Source organism: Leptothoe sp. EHU-05/26/07-4 (assembly GCF_043421015.1).
In the GTDB taxonomy this organism is placed as follows: domain Bacteria; phylum Cyanobacteriota; class Cyanobacteriia; order Phormidesmidales; family Phormidesmidaceae; genus Leptothoe; species Leptothoe turfae.
Genome location: NZ_JAXSQV010000002.1, coordinates 112,769 through 129,133 on the forward strand (window position 1 = coordinate 112,769; position 16,365 = coordinate 129,133).

Sequence of the window (16,365 nt, forward strand, 5' to 3'; positions counted from 1 at the left end):
TGGGATTCGCCCCCATCTCCTAAAAGCTTTGGGGGTGGGTCCAGTCTCCTCGGCTTAACTCCTCGAACCGAAATTTGAACGCTCGCCAAATGTCCAAAACCGGAAAAGAAACCCCAATGTCTGATAGCTAATGAGAACCCATTGCTTACTTGGACCGTGCGATTTTTAACTGGCCGCATTGATAGTTATCGTAGATTCACGTACGTAGAGACTCTGATTGCAGATCATGGCAATGGCTACGCCATAAAAAGATTTTAGAATCTTCCAAATTTTCCATAGGAGAGGATTGATGCTTCACTTTAAACCTAAACAGCTAGGCGATTCAATCTTAGAATTGCAACATAGTAATTTTAGTGGAGTTGCCTATGTAGAGCTACTGCCAAATGTTCTCCAGAAGAAACATCCTACTGTTTTAGTGTTGCATAATGGAGAACTTACGTATTGTGGGTTCTCACTACCTGATCCAACGAACTTTTCCAAAGCGCTGGGGCAACAGTTCGATTTAGAAATCATGGCAACGGCTTTACAGCTTGCCCAGAAAAGAATTGATGATCAGACCTCTATACGTAAATATCTAGAACTTTTTATTCGACTTAAGTTATTTGCCTGGGACGATATCGAAAGATATATGCGCAAGCAAGTCATCTTAACCCTAGAACAAATCTTTCCCTACGCTGGCAAGATCGTATTAAATAGGTCTGTTGCCGTGGATCTTACCTATGGAGACGATGGTCATGGATTTACGTGGGATCAGCTTGAACTGGAGTTCATGCAGCGACAACAGGTATGGGCGTCCCTAGCGGATGTAATTCCAGCAGCCAATGCCATTCCTTATCAGCTTAACCATAGTCGCCAAACGATCACCGATGATTGGGCCAAGCAACATGTACCCCAATGGATAGATGGTCAGCGCACGCTGTATGATATTGCCCACCACATCAATCTAGATCCCCTGGAACTTGCCCATAAGTATCGCAAACTTGTTCAAATGGACTGGATTACGTTTGAACAAGAGAAGTATCTGGCTGCGCTTCAAAAGCCTCAGAAAACAGTTATTAATCAACCTCCGACAACGAATGAGTCGCAGAAAGTTAATGTTAATTCTTTAGAAAAGAGTACACATAGTCCCGCCATTCCTACCGCTAACGCAGTCGCTGAGAATCGGCCTACGATTCTCAGTGTTGATGACAGCTTAGTGGTACAAACCATGATTAAACGGGCTATTGGCGAGCAATATAATGTGCTACTGGCGAGCAATGCCATGGATGCTCTTAGCTTATTAAATAAGGAAAAAATCGAACTAATGCTGCTGGATGTAACGATGCCTGACATCGATGGCCTAGAACTGTGTCGAACCGTACGCAGCATTGGTCGATTTCGGGATCTGCCAATTGTGATGCTCACTGCTAAAGATGGAATGTTTAATAAAATCAGAGGGCAAATTGTTGGCTCAACCCATTATTTAACCAAACCAGTTGATCGTCCAAAACTGTTGGAGGTTTTGACAAAGTATGCTCCCATTACGGTGATGTCATAACACTTTTATCGTTAAATAACTATGATGGACAACCAATCCTACTTATTCTTTGAACTTGATGATTTGCAGTATGGCATTGAAACCTCTCAAGTTCGAGAGATTTTGAGACTTCCCGAATTAACACCAATTGCTGATGCACCAGGCGATATTATTGGTATTCTGAATTTTCGAGGCAAAATTCTGCCGATTATGCATCTTGCGAAGCGCTTAGGGCAGGGCAGTCCCCTTTGTCAGCTTAGTGACAGTATTATTGTTATTGAGTGGCAAGGTTTGCAGGTTGGTATGGTGGTCAACCAGGTTTATGATGTTCAGTCTTTGTCGCCATCTATCATTGAAGCGGTCCCCACCTATGAGTTGAGGGAGCATGCCCATACGTCATTTGCTGCAGGTATTGCTAAGGTCAATGATAGTCTGATCACATTGTTGAACCCAGAGACATTAATTCGCCAAACGGATGCAGTAGAGACCATAGCCTTAGAGTCTAACCTGGATGATGTCGAGTCTGACGGTACGACGGCTTATCCAAATGAGCAGGTATTTGAAGCCCAACAGATGCCTGTTATCACCAACTTTTTCTCACTGTATTGTCCGAATATTTCGTCAGAGGAACGGCAGATTTTTCGCCAGAGGGCAGATGCCCTCGTCCATTCCCTAGAAAACGCTGGGGCTGATATTAATAAGTTGTTGCCTTTGGCCGTATTCAGATTAGAGGAGGAATACTTTGGCCTAGACCTGCAACGGGTACGGGAATTTATTAATGTGCGCAATGTCAGGGCCATTCCCTGTTGCCCTCCCCACATTATGGGCAACATTAATTTGCGCGGAGAAGTGATGACCTTAATTGATATTCGAGGGGCGTTGAATATCTCTCAGGCAATGGACGAAGTGCCTAAGGCTGTTGTGATTGAGGTTGATGATATTGCTGCTGGTATAACGGTTGATCAAGTGCTGGATGTGATCTATATTCCCCCATCAGACGTTGCTTCTATGCCTGCAGCGTTACCTCAGCATTCTCAAGCATTTTTCCAAGGGGCCACACGCTACCGTGAGAAAAACTTGAGTATTCTTGACCTCCCTAAGCTCTTTTCGGATGGGGGGTTAATTGTTGATCAAGCAGCCTAGCAAGCCCCGGATGCTAACGATCACTATCAATGTTCTTGACCAATTTATTTGCAATCTAACTTAGGAGCGATCCCATGAGAATTACTGCACAGCTCAAATACAGTATTATCGGACTGGCTGTTTTGACCGCAGGTGTAACCATTTTTGAAAATACTCGAACTCAGGAGGGTGAGTTTGATGGTTCTATGGTAAACAAAGCAGGTATTGTTCGCGGAGCTAGCCAAAGACTTGTTAAACTGGAAACCCATGGCCAACCCAATGATGAGCTAATCGCCACAATCGATACTCATATTGATGGTCTGCTCAACGGTTCTGAAGAGCTGAAGCTGCATAAGCAGAAGGATAAGACGTTTGTCGCTGCTATGGAAAAGGTTGATGCCAACTGGGAGGTATTAAAGGCAGGTGTTATTGAATATCGTAGAGATCCCAGTCAAAAGACTCAGTTGATTAAAGACAGTGAAACCTTCTTTGAAGACACTAATAAAGCTGTACAGGCAGCGGAGAACATTACGGTGGCGCACATTAAAGAAGTAGGTAACACGCAATTGGCGTTTTTTATCTTTGACATTGCGGTACTGGGCTTTATTTTCTGGCTTGTTTTGCGGACAGCGAAACTACTGCAAACCTCGATTTCATCAGTGGCTGACAGGTCTTCAGATATTGCAGCAACGGTTGAAGCGCAGGAACAGGCTGTCACAGAACAGACCTCATCGGTAACCCAAACCACCTCTACCATTGAGGACCTGGGTGCGGCGTCACTCCAGGCGGCTCAAAAGGCGGATACCTCTGCTGACGGTGCCCGTGAAGCCCTGACCCTATCGGAAACTGGAAGCCAGGCGGTGGAAAACACGGTGCAGGAGATTGAGGAGCTACAGTCTAAGGTGGGTGCGATCGCAGATCAGATTATGCAGCTGAGTGAACAAACCGACCAGATTTCGATCATTTCAAACCTGGTGGCGGACGTGGCAGACCAAACGAACATGTTAGCCCTAAACGCAGCGGTAGAGGCAGCCCGAGCCGGTGAACAAGGAAAGGGTTTCGCGGTGGTTGCGGGTGAAATTCGAAAGCTGGCTGACCAAAGTCGTGACTCAGCCAGTAAGATTGGTACCCTGGTAGAAGCGATTCAGTCCTCCATTAACAGCACGGTAATGGTGACAGACGAAGGGACGAAAACAGCAAAAGCAGGTATTGAAACCGCAAAAGATACCGCCAATGTCTTTAATCAGATTGCAGAAGCGATTAATGAAGTCTATAACAACTCTCAACAGATCGCCCAAACTGCAAAACGGCAGGCGGTTGGTGTACAGCAGGCTGTCTCTGCGATGAACACCATTAACTTGGGAGCAAAAGAGACCGTTAGTGCAGTGAGTAAAGTACAAGACTCCACCGAAACACTGAAAACGATTGCCAAAGAACTACAGGTCGCAATCTAACCTTCTGTTGTGGGGTAGAGAGATTAATCATCTCACCCCATCTACCCCATCCATCAAGAAATATCATGTTTATCGAAGATGACGAACTGCGAACGCTCTATCGAGACGCAAGTAAAGACCATTTAGACAACTTAGAAGCTGGGTTTCTACATTTAGAAAAAAATCCAGATGATCTAAATAATCTAAAAAATCTATTGCGGGCTGCCCACTCGTTAAAGGGAGACTCCCGCATGTTAGGCGTCCAGGAAGCGGAAACTTTAACACATCAATTAGAGGAACTCTTAAGTGGTGTCGAAAAAGGGGAACGAGATGTCACGCCTGCCTTCTGTGATTGTCTCTATCAGGGGTTAGACGCCATCCGCAAAATTGCCCATGAGGCCTTTACGGGGGAAGCGTCAAATGTCAGTGTGTTTCATGTGATGGCTCAGCTGATCAATGCTGGAGAAGCCTCTGAGCCAATCACCATTGCCCCTGCTGCTGAGGAGCGGGCCATGCTGGAATGGATGCCCACCAATGCGCCCCCACAGCCTGACTATAACGACTCTGTTGCCGTGATCACGCCTCCTGTCATAGAAGAGGAAGAGACGACCTTAGGCATGGGCGTTAATCTTGAGCACCCTGTCCTCAAACGACCTACTCCAGACGAAACCAGTGTTGTTATTCCCCCTCCGCCAACCATAGAAGAGGAGACAGCCTTAGAAGAGGAGACGGCCTTAGAAGAGGAGACGGCCTTAGCCATAGGTGCTGACGCCCCCCCTATCTCCAGATCGCTAACTCCAGACGACCCCCAAGAAAGCACTCAGCAGCCATCCCAGTCTGAGAAGATGTCACATGAGGGCTATCACATTGACACTATTCGGGTTGAAGCTACTAGGCTTGATACCTTAATGACCCAAGCCAGTGAGTTAGCTGTGACCAAACGACGGATTACTCGTCGGATGGATGACATTGATCAAGTGCTTCTGTTCTGGGAGAACTGGGTTCGTGATAGTTTAAAGCAAAAATTAACGTTGAATAGTCTGGAGAATGCACAATCAACAGACCAAGCCCTAGATTCGATACAGGCCTTACAACAAACCACAGACGAGCGTCTAGATCAACTAGGCGATCTCTTAAAGCAGCTCAGAAATACCTCCTATGAAGACTCTGCCCAGTTAGAGACCCTCTCTAATGATTTAGAATCAGGGATTCTCAAACTGCGCCAGGTGCCATTGTCCAGTATGTTTAACCTTTTCCCCCGTATGGTCAGGGATTTGGCAAGACAGCAGAGAAAGAGCATTAATTTAGTCATTGAGGGAGAAGATATTCAGGCAGATAAACGGATCTTAGAAGAGATGAAGGCACCGTTGAGCCATCTTATCCGTAATGCCATTGACCATGGAATTGAGGCTCCAAGCGAGCGCATTGCCATGGATAAGGTTTCTATGGCTACAATTTGCATCAAGGCTCGACAGCGAAATAATCGCCTTGAAATTGAAGTCATTGATGATGGTCGTGGTCTTAGTTTAGAAAGCATTAAACGTACAGCTCTGCGCCGGGGACTCTATACCGAAGCCCAGTTGGACAAGATGGGCGATGAGGAACTTCAATACTTGATCTTCACGCCTGGATTTTCCACTCGAACGGTTGTCACTGAAATTTCTGGTCGGGGTGTGGGATTAGATGTTGTACGGGTTAATGTGGAGCGCCTGAAGGGAACTATTCAAGTGGATTCCACCCCTGGTCAAGGCTGTACATTTCGATTCACCATCAACACCAGTTTAGCCACAGAATCGGCCTTGATTGTTGAAGCTAACCAGGCATCCTATGCCATTCCTGTTGAATCTATTGAAAACATGATGCGGGTTATCCCCCAGGATATCTTCACCCTTGATGGCAATCCGGCAATTACATTTCGAGAGAATCCATTGTCTGTTGCCTGGTTGACAGATCTGTTGGGATTGCCTGTATCAGTGGCTACCCAACCTCAGCTGAATAGCGTTAACCCATCAGTCCCCTGTGTTGTCCTTAAAGTTGGACCTAGCCAATTAGGCATATTTGTTGATAACCTAATCGATCAACAGGATATTGTGTTGAAGCCCCATAGCAAACTCCTTAAACAAGTACGCAATATTTCTGGCGCAACTATTTTGGGATCAGGGGAAGTCTGTATGGTACTCAGCCCCCAGGACCTGATTAAATCTTCCAGAGGTGAGGAAATCGGCGCTAAGGTTACTGATTGGGAGCCTATAGCGGTTAAACCGAAAGTCCTGCTAGTGGAAGACTCGATTCCGATTCGTACCCAGGTAAGACGGATTCTCGAAGGGGCGGGTTATCAGGTAACAACAGCGGTCGATGGTCTTGATGGCTTCAATAAACTACAAACAGGAGATTCCTATGATGCTGTGGTGTCTGATGTGGAAATGCCCAATCTCAGTGGCCTGGAATTAACGACCCGTATTCGTCAGGAGGCACAATATGAAAAATTGCCCATTATCTTAGTTACAACATTGGCTAAAGATGAAGATAAACAGCGTGGTGCTGACGCTGGAGCCAATGCCTACATCACCAAAGGTGATTTTGACCAAAGTCTACTTCTCACTACTCTTAGGAGTTTAATTTAACCATGGCTAACCCCATTAAAGTTGTTTTAGTTGAAGATTCTGCCATTGCCTTACAAATTCTACAGCGGTTAATCGATTCATCACCTGAGGTAGATGTTGTTGGTACCGCTCAAGATGGCTCTGATGGCTTGAAAGTAATTGCTCAAACAATGCCAGATGTTATCTGTACCGACCTACAGATGCCCAAAATGGATGGTCTAGAGTTTACGAAAAAAGTCATGTCTGAATTTCCTCGACCGATTCTGGTGGTAAGTAATACTGTACACCCAGGCGATGTAGACAATATCTATAACTTAATGCAGGCAGGAGCACTAGACTTTTTTCCAAAGCCCACTTCCGGATCAGCCACAGACTATGAAAGACTTAAAAATTCGTTGATTACTAAAATCAAAGTCTTAGCAAGTAAGAGAGTGTAATCTTGGCTCTGGGTGTTTAGTTTCAGCCTGGTCCCCTGGTTCTTCTGTTGGGAAGAATCAGGGGACCAGGCGATTCTAGTCTAAGTTCTCTTCCAGAGGGCTGTTGTTGTGGCAATGTGCAATACAATGTACACACATCTCGGCAGAGAGATCAGACTCCTGCATTACCCCCCTCAATCCCCCCTTACTAAGGCAAGGCTGTTTCATTGTCTGGACAGTAAATCTGAAGACATTGAAAGCTTATTTGAGGAAAGGCATGCTCTACATGAAGGTGGGCCAAACAACAATGCGATAACCTGATTAATCGACCCCGCCGTAACCCTTAAGTTAATGCCATTGAGGACAACCTAGTAGGCTGGGTCTTAGGGCGGCCTCCCGGCCCTAACCATGGGGGTTTGGGGAACTCGGAGGGACCCCAAGCAACCGGTTTTGGCTCCCTCCGATCATCTCTCGATTCAGTGTGAACGAAGTCATAAGCCTTACAGATTTTCTCTGGTGAACACGAAACGACCCTGCCTTACTAAGGTAAGGGGAAGCTCCAGTCCTCCCCCTTACCTTAGGCTTTAGCCCATGCCCGGAGGGCTTTAGGGGGAGTTAGAGGGGGTGAGGCAATCGTAAATGCTATTGACGAGCACTTGTGTGTACACCGTAGCCTTACCAAGGAGAACCCTTAGCGACTATTTGAAACCATTGAATATTAAGAGGTTTAGCCACTCTCTCTGACTTAGGGAGGGGTTAATCTGAAAAATGCTGGCTTCGGACAAGTCTGTTAGATCGATGCATTCCCTAGATCAGCAACAGCAAAAATCCAGAACGATTGACAGCCGTTCTGGACATAAACTAATGGAAAGCTATCTGACGCTATGGGAGTTAGGAGCAACCTAATGTAATTTATTTTGCTACCTAGCTTTGATTACTAAACTTGTAGGGCTTGCTCAATCTGGCGTAGCTTAATACGAGCTAGACCTAAATTTGCTTTTTCTCGATCCATTACCATGTAAAAGAAGACACCTTCAAGGGCTTCACAAATGCGAATTAAGTGATACTGATTCTTCAAGCTGATGAGAATATCTTCGATGGGTGATGTGATTCCTAGACCCTCACGGGCTCTGTTTTTAGCCTTAATCACTTCAGAGTTGAGGGCAATTGCTTGCTCTAGCTGCATTGAGGAGAATGCACCTTCATCTTTACTAACCTGACCTAGGGAAAACCCTGTAGACCAATCTCCAATAGCAGCTCCGATCGCACCATCGACAGATAGTGAGCTTTGAATAGACTCTTTGACGTTATTCATTTTAACCAACAACCTTAGTAACAATAATGTTGATGTTGTACAAGCTGGCCATGCTTGAGCTGACCCTAAGATTCCCGAACAAGGCTCAGGTGTTTCATTTATCTTAGATCTTTCACTCATGTTGGTGATGGGACAATAACCCACGCTGGGTTCAAAACCCAGCGCTAATCAAGGGCTGTCTGCTGAAGCGACAACTTGACTGTGGGGCTCTGGATATAGACCTTTTACCGATCACTCAACCCCTACTCTTCGAGAAGTCTTACGCCTATAGTGGATTTTGATGGGATTAGCCGTGCGACTTTGAGCCCACGGTGGGCTAACTGATAAAATTATTGTAACCATTTGCAAATTCCTGGGGAAGTTTGAAGAATTCTGCGTCTGTTGATATTTGCTTTTACATTCCGACGACATTTTGGCCTGCTCAGTTACCCGCCTCAAGTGCTGAGAACTGGTCGGGGTTTGGGTTAGGGATTTACGCCTGGACTGTACAGACGTATCTCAAGCTACGGGAAGCAGGGGTTGCCTGTCGGCTAACTGATCAACTGCCTGAGAATGGAATTGTTTTCTTTCATGCCAATGCCACTCGGGGGGGCAATATTCGCCCCGGTGCCCATCGGTTGCTTATTTGTTTGAAGGCAGAGGCAACGTTATGCGCTCAGGCCCAATTCCATCTGGTGCAAAATTCTTGTGAGGCAGTTGGATGGTTAGGTTGTTATTTCATACCCCATTGGCCGCAACCTGGACTACAGCCTCGTTTGGCAGAGCGAAAAAATCGGTTTGAAACTATTGCATTTTTAGGACATCGCAACAGTTTAGCTGCTGAGCTCATGGAACCAGAGTGGGAGAAACAGCTACAGCAGCGCGGCCTGAACTGGCTACCTGTAATTAATACTAATGTATGGGATAGCCATCAAGCCGTGGATACTCGCTGGAATGATTATCGAAACATTGATGCGATTGTGGCGGTGCGTCAGTTTAATCTGAAGCGTCCTGGCTATCGTCGTAAGCCTGCCACTAAACTTTATAATGCCTGGTTAGCGGGCGTTCCAGCCATAGTGGGTCGAGAGCTGGCCTACCAAACGGTGGGTACTGCTGGTGTGAACTATTTAGAAGCTAACTCTATGGCAGAACTGTTGTCTTGTTTAGATAGACTGCGACAAGATAGCTTACTGCGGGCAAGGATTGTCAAAAAAGGACAAATCCGCTCCATTCACTATACTCCAGAAGTGATTACTCAGCGATGGCAACAGTTTTTGAATGAGGTGGCGATACCAGCTTACCAGGCCTGGTGTAGCTGTTCTGACTGGCGACGTCAGGTGCAATATGGGCAGGCTAGGTTAAGGAATTATGGCGATCGCATCACCCGTCGTCTAAATCTCTAACCAGTCATTTTCTATACCTTTTCAAATGCCAGCCACAGGGTTGTAGAAAGTTAGCGATGCCCAGGGTGGAAAGTGTAGAGCCGAACCCATGACCGTCATCCCATGGGTAACATTAGTTAACACCGTAGGGGCAAAATACCAACCAGGGCAATGGCCTTGGCCACATCCATGGGTGCACCGCCACCCACCGCCACAATGCCGTCAGCTTGATGGTGGTGATAGGCTTCCAACCCAGCTATTCCATGTAGTTCACCAACGTAGAAATCAGATCAAACTGGCGCATAAGATTGATCTGGTCGTAGCAAGGACGTTCTGCAACATCCTTCTCATCGGCAATCACACTTTTCTACGGAAGCGATCTGGGTAGCTGGCACCAGCTTTGCCCGGGTACCGCCCAACAGGTCAGTATATGAAACCAGAAAAAATTTAATGCCCAGCTCTTTTGCTTTTTCGATCAGTGTTTGCGTTTGCGTCAGCGTTCCTACCATAATCTGAGGATCCATAGGCTATGCTCCCTCAGTAAAACAGCAGGAATAGGCAGCTTTTGTAGCTGTGGCTACCATCTGATGAAGCATCACACTTAATCAAGCTGCTTGACCTATGAATCATAGCGATTACAAGAGTTCAGCCTTGATAAATAGCTGTCGCTTGTCATAACAAATGTAACAATAGTGACTATTCATTTAGTCAACTTGAGGACAGTTTGATATGGGTAATATCGCTAGCATGGCTTTTAGCTAACCGCCTGTTGGCATCAAACTATAGGTTGAAGATTGCGATCTCAATGAAAATTCTAGTTATTCAAAACAGTGTTCGAGATCCCGTTGGCATTTTAGGAGACCATTTAATCTATCGGGGTACTGAACTGACCACCTGGTTCCCAGAACAGCAACCCAACTTACCTGAAGGAGCGTTTTCAGGGCTAATTATCCTGGGGGGACATATGAATGCCCATGAGGATGACAAGTATCCTCATTTACAGCAGGTGGTTACTCTGATTCATCAATTTCACGCTGAGAACAAGCCCATCATGGGGGTGTGTCTGGGGTCTCAGTTAATTGCCCGAGCCTTTGGTTCTCAGGTATATCCCCACAGTACACCAGAATTGGGATTTTCTCCGTTGGCGGTGGTGACAGATGCCGTCACAGAGCCCTGGCTAAAAAATTGCCCTGTCAATCTGCACATTATGCAGTGGCACTTCGACACATTTGATCTGCCAGGGCCAGCAACATTGTTAATGACCAACGATATTTGTAAGCATCAGGCCTATCGCATCGGCACCAATATCTATGGGTTTCAGTTTCACCTGGAAGTTACCCCAGAGATTATTGTGGATTGGCTAACGGCGAAAAGTGACTGGATTGATACCCACTATCCCAATCTAGACCAGCAAATACAGAAACAGATAACTATCCATACTGACAATGCCGCCACCTTTGCAGAACAGGTTGCTTGCCATTGGCTTACACTGTTTCCTGATGCTGTTTCCAAATGGTGAAGGGTTCAAAGTTGAAAGAGGATAACCATCAACAAGATTGAAGTCAGACTCGCTAATAGGGTTCGGCTTACGTTCCATTGATTCCAACGAGGTTCAAAGTGCAGACGGGCGGTTCTGAGCGCCGTTCCCTCCATGGCATCGATCTGTAGCATTTGGAGTTTGTTATTTAGCGGGACGTTAATTGTGAATGTGGGTAATTGGACGCCAAGGATATAGAGCAGCGGAGTCACAAGCAACAGCATACGCTGCATGCCATCCAGTTGCCCAATACCCAATCCGGCAGCGACCAACAACGCTACGATTGAACCAACCCAGGTGGCGACAAATATCGGCTGGTTATTTTGGATAACTCCGTCGATCACTTGAAAAGCTCGGATAAACTCCCGGTCATTTAACGTTTTGATTCCTGGCATAACGACTGAGGCAAACGCAAAAAGGAAGCCTGCCACGAGAGAACATAACAATGTTGCCAGGAGTAAGATGATTTGAAAGCTAGCTGTGGTTGACATGGGTTAAGTTTCCTAATTTGAGGAGTAACTATGGCAATATTTTGGAAACTACAGAGGGATATGAGATCGCAACAGAATAGAAGATTGATGATGGATTGTGCGATCGCGCCACTCCCAGAAATTTCCTCGACAGTTTCAGCTTATGTAAACTGCCGAGGTGGGGCTGTCTATTTCTTGCGGGACTATCACAATCTTGCGGCGGATGGACAGCATCCCTTGGATGGACAGCATATTAGTTTACGAACCCACTCTTAAGGTAGGCAGTAAAGATAGTTTTCTACATCCCAATCACTGGTGGTAGCCAGGAAGCGTATCCACTCATCTCGTTTGTATTCGTCAAAGAGACGATACATTTCACCGGGTAATGCCGACTTAATGACCTCATCATCGGCAAGCCGTTCTAAGGCCTCCCCCAAACACATGGGTAGCTTCTTCAGATAAGGATTCACCATCGAATCCACTGCCCGATATTCAAACCGTCCCGGTGCAGAAACTCTCAGACCATAGGGGGAAAACGGCTTCCAGAGAATCCACTTTCATCTGATTTTGTTGGGCAGTTGGTGAGTCGTTTAAGTCCCCTGTTTCATGGAGAATTTGAAACAGGCATCTACCCCGATGAGTGGTATTAGCGTTCGAGGCTGAGTCTACCCGATGTAACGCGGGAAATGTGTAACGCATGGAAATGCGATCGCACCACCCGCCGTCTCAACCTCTAAAGCTTCCACCAAACCATGGCCCACTCCCCTGATCGGCATCACCCAAGTCACTCAGCTACTCTCAGAAAAGTCTTATGAAAAATTCAGTTTTTGGTCAGATGGCACTCAGCCGCTGGCGACATGTTTGTAATCGGGGGGCAACAGTTTTCAGTCTCAGAAACTGTCACTAGATTAATTTTTATAGATTTCCAATTATGACGAGGCCTGATCACATGGTGATAGATAGGAAAGTTGAAGTTGTTGCTGTGGCATACTTGAATCTCAACATTCGCTATAGTGAAGCTGAAGCATTAGTCTCAGCATGGCATAAACAATATCCTCAATATGATTACCAGACATTAGTTCAATGGATTTTGGCTGGGGATGTCACTTATGTTGATGGGCAACTTAAGTTGGCCGCCTACGCAACGTCAGAAGATTTAAAACAACTCGTTATTCAGATGCGAAGTGCGGCTGGAGTTAGTATTAAAGACCGTCGGCATAACCTCACGACGTATCGAAAGTGTTTTGTTGGGTCTGAAGCTGTCCAATGGTTAATGGGTAACTTGGGTCTGACTCTCGATGAAGCTGTACGTGTAGGACAGCGCTTGTTAAAGCGCGGCATTATTCATCACGTTGTCGATGAGCAAGACTTCAAGAACGACTATTTGTTTTATCGCTTTTATGCAGATGAGTAATACTGATGCTTAAGGAAGCACACCCCTAGCGGCTGCACCATGACCACCCTAGTTTCCCTGTTTTTGAGCAATCACTGCAATTGGGCCATCACCTGATGGTCCTTAATTTCACCGGATGGGGATGCCTCTGCCTTAGCAAAAATATTAACGATAGAGCCAGTTGAATTTCCTCGTGTTGAAACAGAAAATGCTCCTGGTTGGTCTCAAAATGAATTGAGTGTTAGTCTTTAATAGGTGCTTATCACTGCCAATTTGCAAACCGCTGTCGTTGTCGTTGTGCCATCCAACAGGTGATTTCCCACACATCGGCAACGGGCATGTTCGTATACGGTAAGGTCTGCATGTAACCGTCGTAGAGAAACTCTGGCATCATTGTCGTTTGTGCCATACCTCTTATCCGTTGTTTCTCCCAGATTAAACTCCACCATCGTTCATGGGCCGTAAGCGCTTCTTGGTATTCTGGTGCGCGAGGATCAGAAACCTGGGCATGTTGAGGATAACCAACCCGACACTGGATATGCTGCGCCCGTTCAGCACACAGTTCCAAAATAGACCATTCTGTATCAATCAGGCGTTCACAAACAACACACCAGTGGCTAAAGTCACAGGTGAGCTTCATTGAAGGATATTCTTTTAACAGGTCGCGAGTCGTCCAAGGATTGTACAGTGAACGACTGCGATGGGTTTCAAAACTGACGATACAGCCAGAAGTGTGCTCTAATTCCAGGGCACGTCCAAAAAAGTCTACATTTTGCTGCCAGGACCAGGCATCATAACCACACATGGTGGAGACAAACAGCGCTCCCATATCCTGGGCATGGTCAATCACCCATTTCAAGTCACCCAGATGATCGTCGATGCTGCGGTCGGGGCGAGTTATCCACCAGTCTTTGGGGTCGTTCGAATCGCTCCCCGTGGTAGCTTCTGCGATAAAAACCAAATCATTATCCTGAAGCAGCTGCCGAAGTTGTTGTTGTTGCTGCTTGTCTTGTGGAATAGGTCCTTCGATACCGTCAAAGCCGTCGTTGAGGGTTTGTTGCACCAGTAGGTCTAGGTCAGTTGGCCCGGTCCACCATGAGCGTAAGATGAGAAGTTTCACAACAGTCTTGTGTTAAAAAAAGAGATATTTATATCGCCAGCTGTAACAACACTTGCAATAACACATTTGCCCCATTCTCTAAATCTTTAGGAGCTGTGTATTCTTTTACATTATGGCTAATGCCATGGGCGCTAGGAACAAAAACCATAGCTGTAGGAGCCATGGGCGCAATTAACCCGGCATCATGACCGGCTCCACTGGGCATGGATTTGACCGATAGTCCTAATCCCTCAGCTGTTTTTGTTACTAGGTCAATTATGCCAGCGTCAAAGACAACGGGTTCAAAGCGAGCTAAAGAACGACTGGTAATTTTCAGCCCCTCTGCCTTGGCGATGGCAGCGATTTTAGTATTCATTCGGGCTTCAGCGTCTTTTAAACAGGTTTCATCGGTGTTGCGCAAATCAACGGTGAGGCTAGCTTCTTGGGCAATTACATTGATCAAGCCAGGTTTTACTTGCATGGAACCGACAGTAGCCACTTGATTACCCCCCATGTCCAGGGCAAGATTGCGGGCAGCGATTGCGATCGCACTTGCCCCATAGCCTGCATCATGGCGCAAATGCATCGGCGTAGTACCGGCATGGTTCGACACACCCTTCACGGTGTACTCTTTCCACGACATCCCCTGAACGCCAGTCACTGCACCAATCTGGAAACCTTCTAATTCCAGTACTGGCCCCTGTTCGATGTGCAATTCCACAAATGCTTTTACCGGTTGACTACCGCAGGGCACTGTTCCGACATAGCCAATCCGTTCTAAATTTTCGCCAACGGTAGTACCGTCAACTCCCACTGAGGTCAGAGCGTTTTCTACCGGGAAGCCACCGCTAAATACCCAGCTACCCATCATATCGGGCTGAAATCGGGCTCCTTCTTCATTGGTAAAAAAGGCCACTGCGATAGGATGACGGGTTAGAATGTTGTTTTCATTCAGGGTGGCGATGATTTCTAACCCAGCCAGTACCCCAAAATTGCCATCGTAACGGCCCCCCGTTGCCACCGTATCGATGTGGGAGCCGGTCATCACTGGAGGGCCAGCTTCTAGACCGGCACGGGTGGCGACAACGTTGCCGATCTGGTCAATGGTGATGGTCAGTCCTAGCTCTCTCATCCAGCTAACAACCAGGTCTCGACCAGCTTTGTCTTCGTCGGTGAGAGCAAGACGACAGACACCGCCATCTGAGATCGCACCAATTTGAGCTAGCTGATCTAAGCGTTGGAGAAGACGCTCCTTGTTGATACGTAAATCAGCGAGGGAGAATGAACTTGTAAGAGAAGAGAGCTGAGAAACCATTGTATAAGCTTAGTCCTGACGAATGATCAACATTACTAAATTTGCCTAAATCTTATCGAAGAATTATGGTTATTCAACTTATTGAAGGGGATCTGGAATAACAACCGTAAACTGCTAATCTGGTTTCTGAAAATCTTCAGTTACCTCATTGCCTAAAGCCAGCTCTCTAATTCCGCTCTACCGGAATCTGAATATCACTCCGCTTTAACCCATCTGGAATAAACGGTCCATCATAGAAAAACCGTCGCGGCGGCCCCACCACCTCATACTCCGGATGCGCCGTCAGCCAATCCTGTAACTGCTGTACACCCCGCGTATACACCCCATAGCCATAACCACCCCGCAATCCAATACTTACCACCGTCATCGGCAATATATCCTCCACCCGCACATTCTGCGCCACCTCTTTCGGTACCACATCCAAACTGCGATACAAAAACGAAACTGCCGCATCTCCGTCTGAAATAGTGCCTGTCTGTAGCGTCGCCGTCGGATACCGCGTCTCCACCGGAGCTGTCATCGAAATATCATTGTCGCTAATGTGACGAAATAACGGCGAAAACCCACGAGATGCCGCCTTACCTAAGTCGCCCCGCACCTGCACCGTCGCCGCTCGGTAGGCCGGATACTGCTTAATTTCAATCTCACCCTTCGCCGTAGGGGGTGGAAACCCCTCTGGCAAAGGCGCAGATGCGGCCCGATAGCCCCAGACAAACAGCGCTCCTAAGCCAACGATTATCCCAACAATTAGCAGTCCCTGACTTGGTTTCATAATATTGGGGCTA

Annotated in this window: 16 protein-coding genes and 2 pseudogenes; 9 read left to right on the top strand and 9 right to left on the bottom strand. The window is 46.7% G+C overall.

Annotated features, from left to right (window positions below):
• The first annotated feature begins 289 nt into the window (after positions 1-289).
• From U2F10_RS02360 to U2F10_RS02380, 5 genes are all read left to right on the top strand, one after another.
• Positions 290-1,537, top strand: coding sequence for a response regulator (locus U2F10_RS02360; RefSeq protein ID WP_250565898.1), 1,248 nt, complete (start codon positions 290-292; stop codon positions 1,535-1,537).
• Between the two features lie 21 nt (positions 1,538-1,558).
• Positions 1,559-2,659, top strand: coding sequence for a chemotaxis protein CheW (locus tag U2F10_RS02365; protein ID WP_499870491.1), 1,101 nt, complete (start codon positions 1,559-1,561; stop codon positions 2,657-2,659).
• A gap of 74 nt (positions 2,660-2,733) precedes the next feature.
• Positions 2,734-4,092 (top strand): methyl-accepting chemotaxis protein, encoded by a 1,359-nt coding sequence (locus U2F10_RS02370; RefSeq protein ID WP_499870493.1) that lies wholly within the window; start codon positions 2,734-2,736, stop codon positions 4,090-4,092.
• 65 nt (positions 4,093-4,157) lie between these two features.
• Positions 4,158-6,695: a hybrid sensor histidine kinase/response regulator gene (locus tag U2F10_RS02375; protein ID WP_499870495.1), complete on the top strand. Its 2,538-nt coding sequence runs from the start codon at positions 4,158-4,160 to the stop codon at positions 6,693-6,695.
• A gap of 2 nt (positions 6,696-6,697) precedes the next feature.
• Complete coding sequence (locus U2F10_RS02380; protein ID WP_163659268.1) at positions 6,698-7,111, top strand: response regulator; 414 nt, start codon at positions 6,698-6,700, stop codon at positions 7,109-7,111.
• 916 nt (positions 7,112-8,027) lie between these two features.
• Here the strand turns inward: U2F10_RS02380 and U2F10_RS02385 are convergent.
• Positions 8,028-8,405: a hypothetical protein gene (locus U2F10_RS02385; RefSeq protein ID WP_163666672.1), complete on the bottom strand. Its 378-nt coding sequence runs from the start codon at positions 8,403-8,405 to the stop codon at positions 8,028-8,030.
• Between the two features lie 362 nt (positions 8,406-8,767).
• Between U2F10_RS02385 and U2F10_RS02390 the strand changes: the two genes are divergently transcribed.
• Positions 8,768-9,787 (top strand): glycosyltransferase, encoded by a 1,020-nt coding sequence (locus U2F10_RS02390; RefSeq protein WP_499870497.1) that lies wholly within the window; start codon positions 8,768-8,770, stop codon positions 9,785-9,787.
• 116 nt (positions 9,788-9,903) lie between these two features.
• Here U2F10_RS02390 and U2F10_RS02395 read toward each other — a convergent pair whose 3' ends face one another.
• Entirely contained in the window at positions 9,904-10,017 is a 114-nt protein-coding gene (locus U2F10_RS02395) for an iron-containing alcohol dehydrogenase (RefSeq protein WP_499870499.1), read from the bottom strand.
• A gap of 8 nt (positions 10,018-10,025) precedes the next feature.
• A pseudogene (locus U2F10_RS02400) lies at positions 10,026-10,275 on the bottom strand (type III glutamate--ammonia ligase); the annotation flags it as partial.
• A gap of 296 nt (positions 10,276-10,571) precedes the next feature.
• Between U2F10_RS02400 and U2F10_RS02405 the strand changes: the two are divergent.
• A complete protein-coding gene (locus U2F10_RS02405; protein WP_499870501.1) occupies positions 10,572-11,285 on the top strand; it encodes a type 1 glutamine amidotransferase in 714 nt (237 codons plus the stop codon).
• A gap of 5 nt (positions 11,286-11,290) precedes the next feature.
• Here the strand turns inward: U2F10_RS02405 and U2F10_RS02410 are convergent, their stop codons facing one another.
• A complete protein-coding gene (locus U2F10_RS02410; RefSeq protein ID WP_499870503.1) occupies positions 11,291-11,794 on the bottom strand; it encodes an anthrone oxygenase family protein in 504 nt (167 codons plus the stop codon).
• A gap of 30 nt (positions 11,795-11,824) precedes the next feature.
• Here U2F10_RS02410 and U2F10_RS02415 point away from each other — a divergent pair, with 30 nt between their 5' ends.
• Positions 11,825-12,049: a hypothetical protein gene (locus U2F10_RS02415; protein ID WP_499870505.1), complete on the top strand. Its 225-nt coding sequence runs from the start codon at positions 11,825-11,827 to the stop codon at positions 12,047-12,049.
• Here the strand turns inward: U2F10_RS02415 and U2F10_RS02420 are convergent.
• Together U2F10_RS02420 and U2F10_RS02425 are read right to left on the bottom strand one after the other, a co-directional pair.
• A pseudogene (locus U2F10_RS02420) lies at positions 12,046-12,297 on the bottom strand (glutamine synthetase); the annotation flags it as partial. The gene U2F10_RS02415 and the pseudogene U2F10_RS02420 sit on opposite strands and share 4 nt — an antisense overlap.
• 141 nt (positions 12,298-12,438) lie before the next feature.
• Positions 12,439-12,561: a hypothetical protein gene (locus tag U2F10_RS02425; RefSeq protein WP_499870507.1), complete on the bottom strand. Its 123-nt coding sequence runs from the start codon at positions 12,559-12,561 to the stop codon at positions 12,439-12,441.
• Between the two features lie 143 nt (positions 12,562-12,704).
• Between U2F10_RS02425 and U2F10_RS02430 the strand changes: the two genes are divergently transcribed.
• On the top strand, positions 12,705-13,187 hold the full coding sequence (locus U2F10_RS02430; RefSeq protein ID WP_163666664.1) for a DEP domain-containing protein: 483 nt from the start codon (positions 12,705-12,707) through the stop codon (positions 13,185-13,187).
• 241 nt (positions 13,188-13,428) lie between these two features.
• Here the strand turns inward: U2F10_RS02430 and U2F10_RS02435 are convergent, their stop codons facing one another.
• From U2F10_RS02435 to U2F10_RS02445, 3 genes are all read right to left on the bottom strand, one after another.
• Positions 13,429-14,286, bottom strand: coding sequence for a sugar phosphate isomerase/epimerase family protein (locus tag U2F10_RS02435; RefSeq protein WP_499870509.1), 858 nt, complete (start codon positions 14,284-14,286; stop codon positions 13,429-13,431).
• A 28-nt stretch (positions 14,287-14,314) separates the two neighbouring features.
• Positions 14,315-15,580 carry a M20 family metallo-hydrolase gene (locus U2F10_RS02440; RefSeq protein WP_499870511.1) on the bottom strand — a complete coding sequence of 422 codons (1,266 nt, stop codon included), beginning with the start codon at positions 15,578-15,580 and terminating at the stop codon, positions 14,315-14,317.
• A gap of 166 nt (positions 15,581-15,746) precedes the next feature.
• Entirely contained in the window at positions 15,747-16,352 is a 606-nt protein-coding gene (locus U2F10_RS02445) for a heme-binding protein (RefSeq protein WP_163666657.1), read from the bottom strand.
• Positions 16,353-16,365 lie beyond the last annotated feature (13 nt).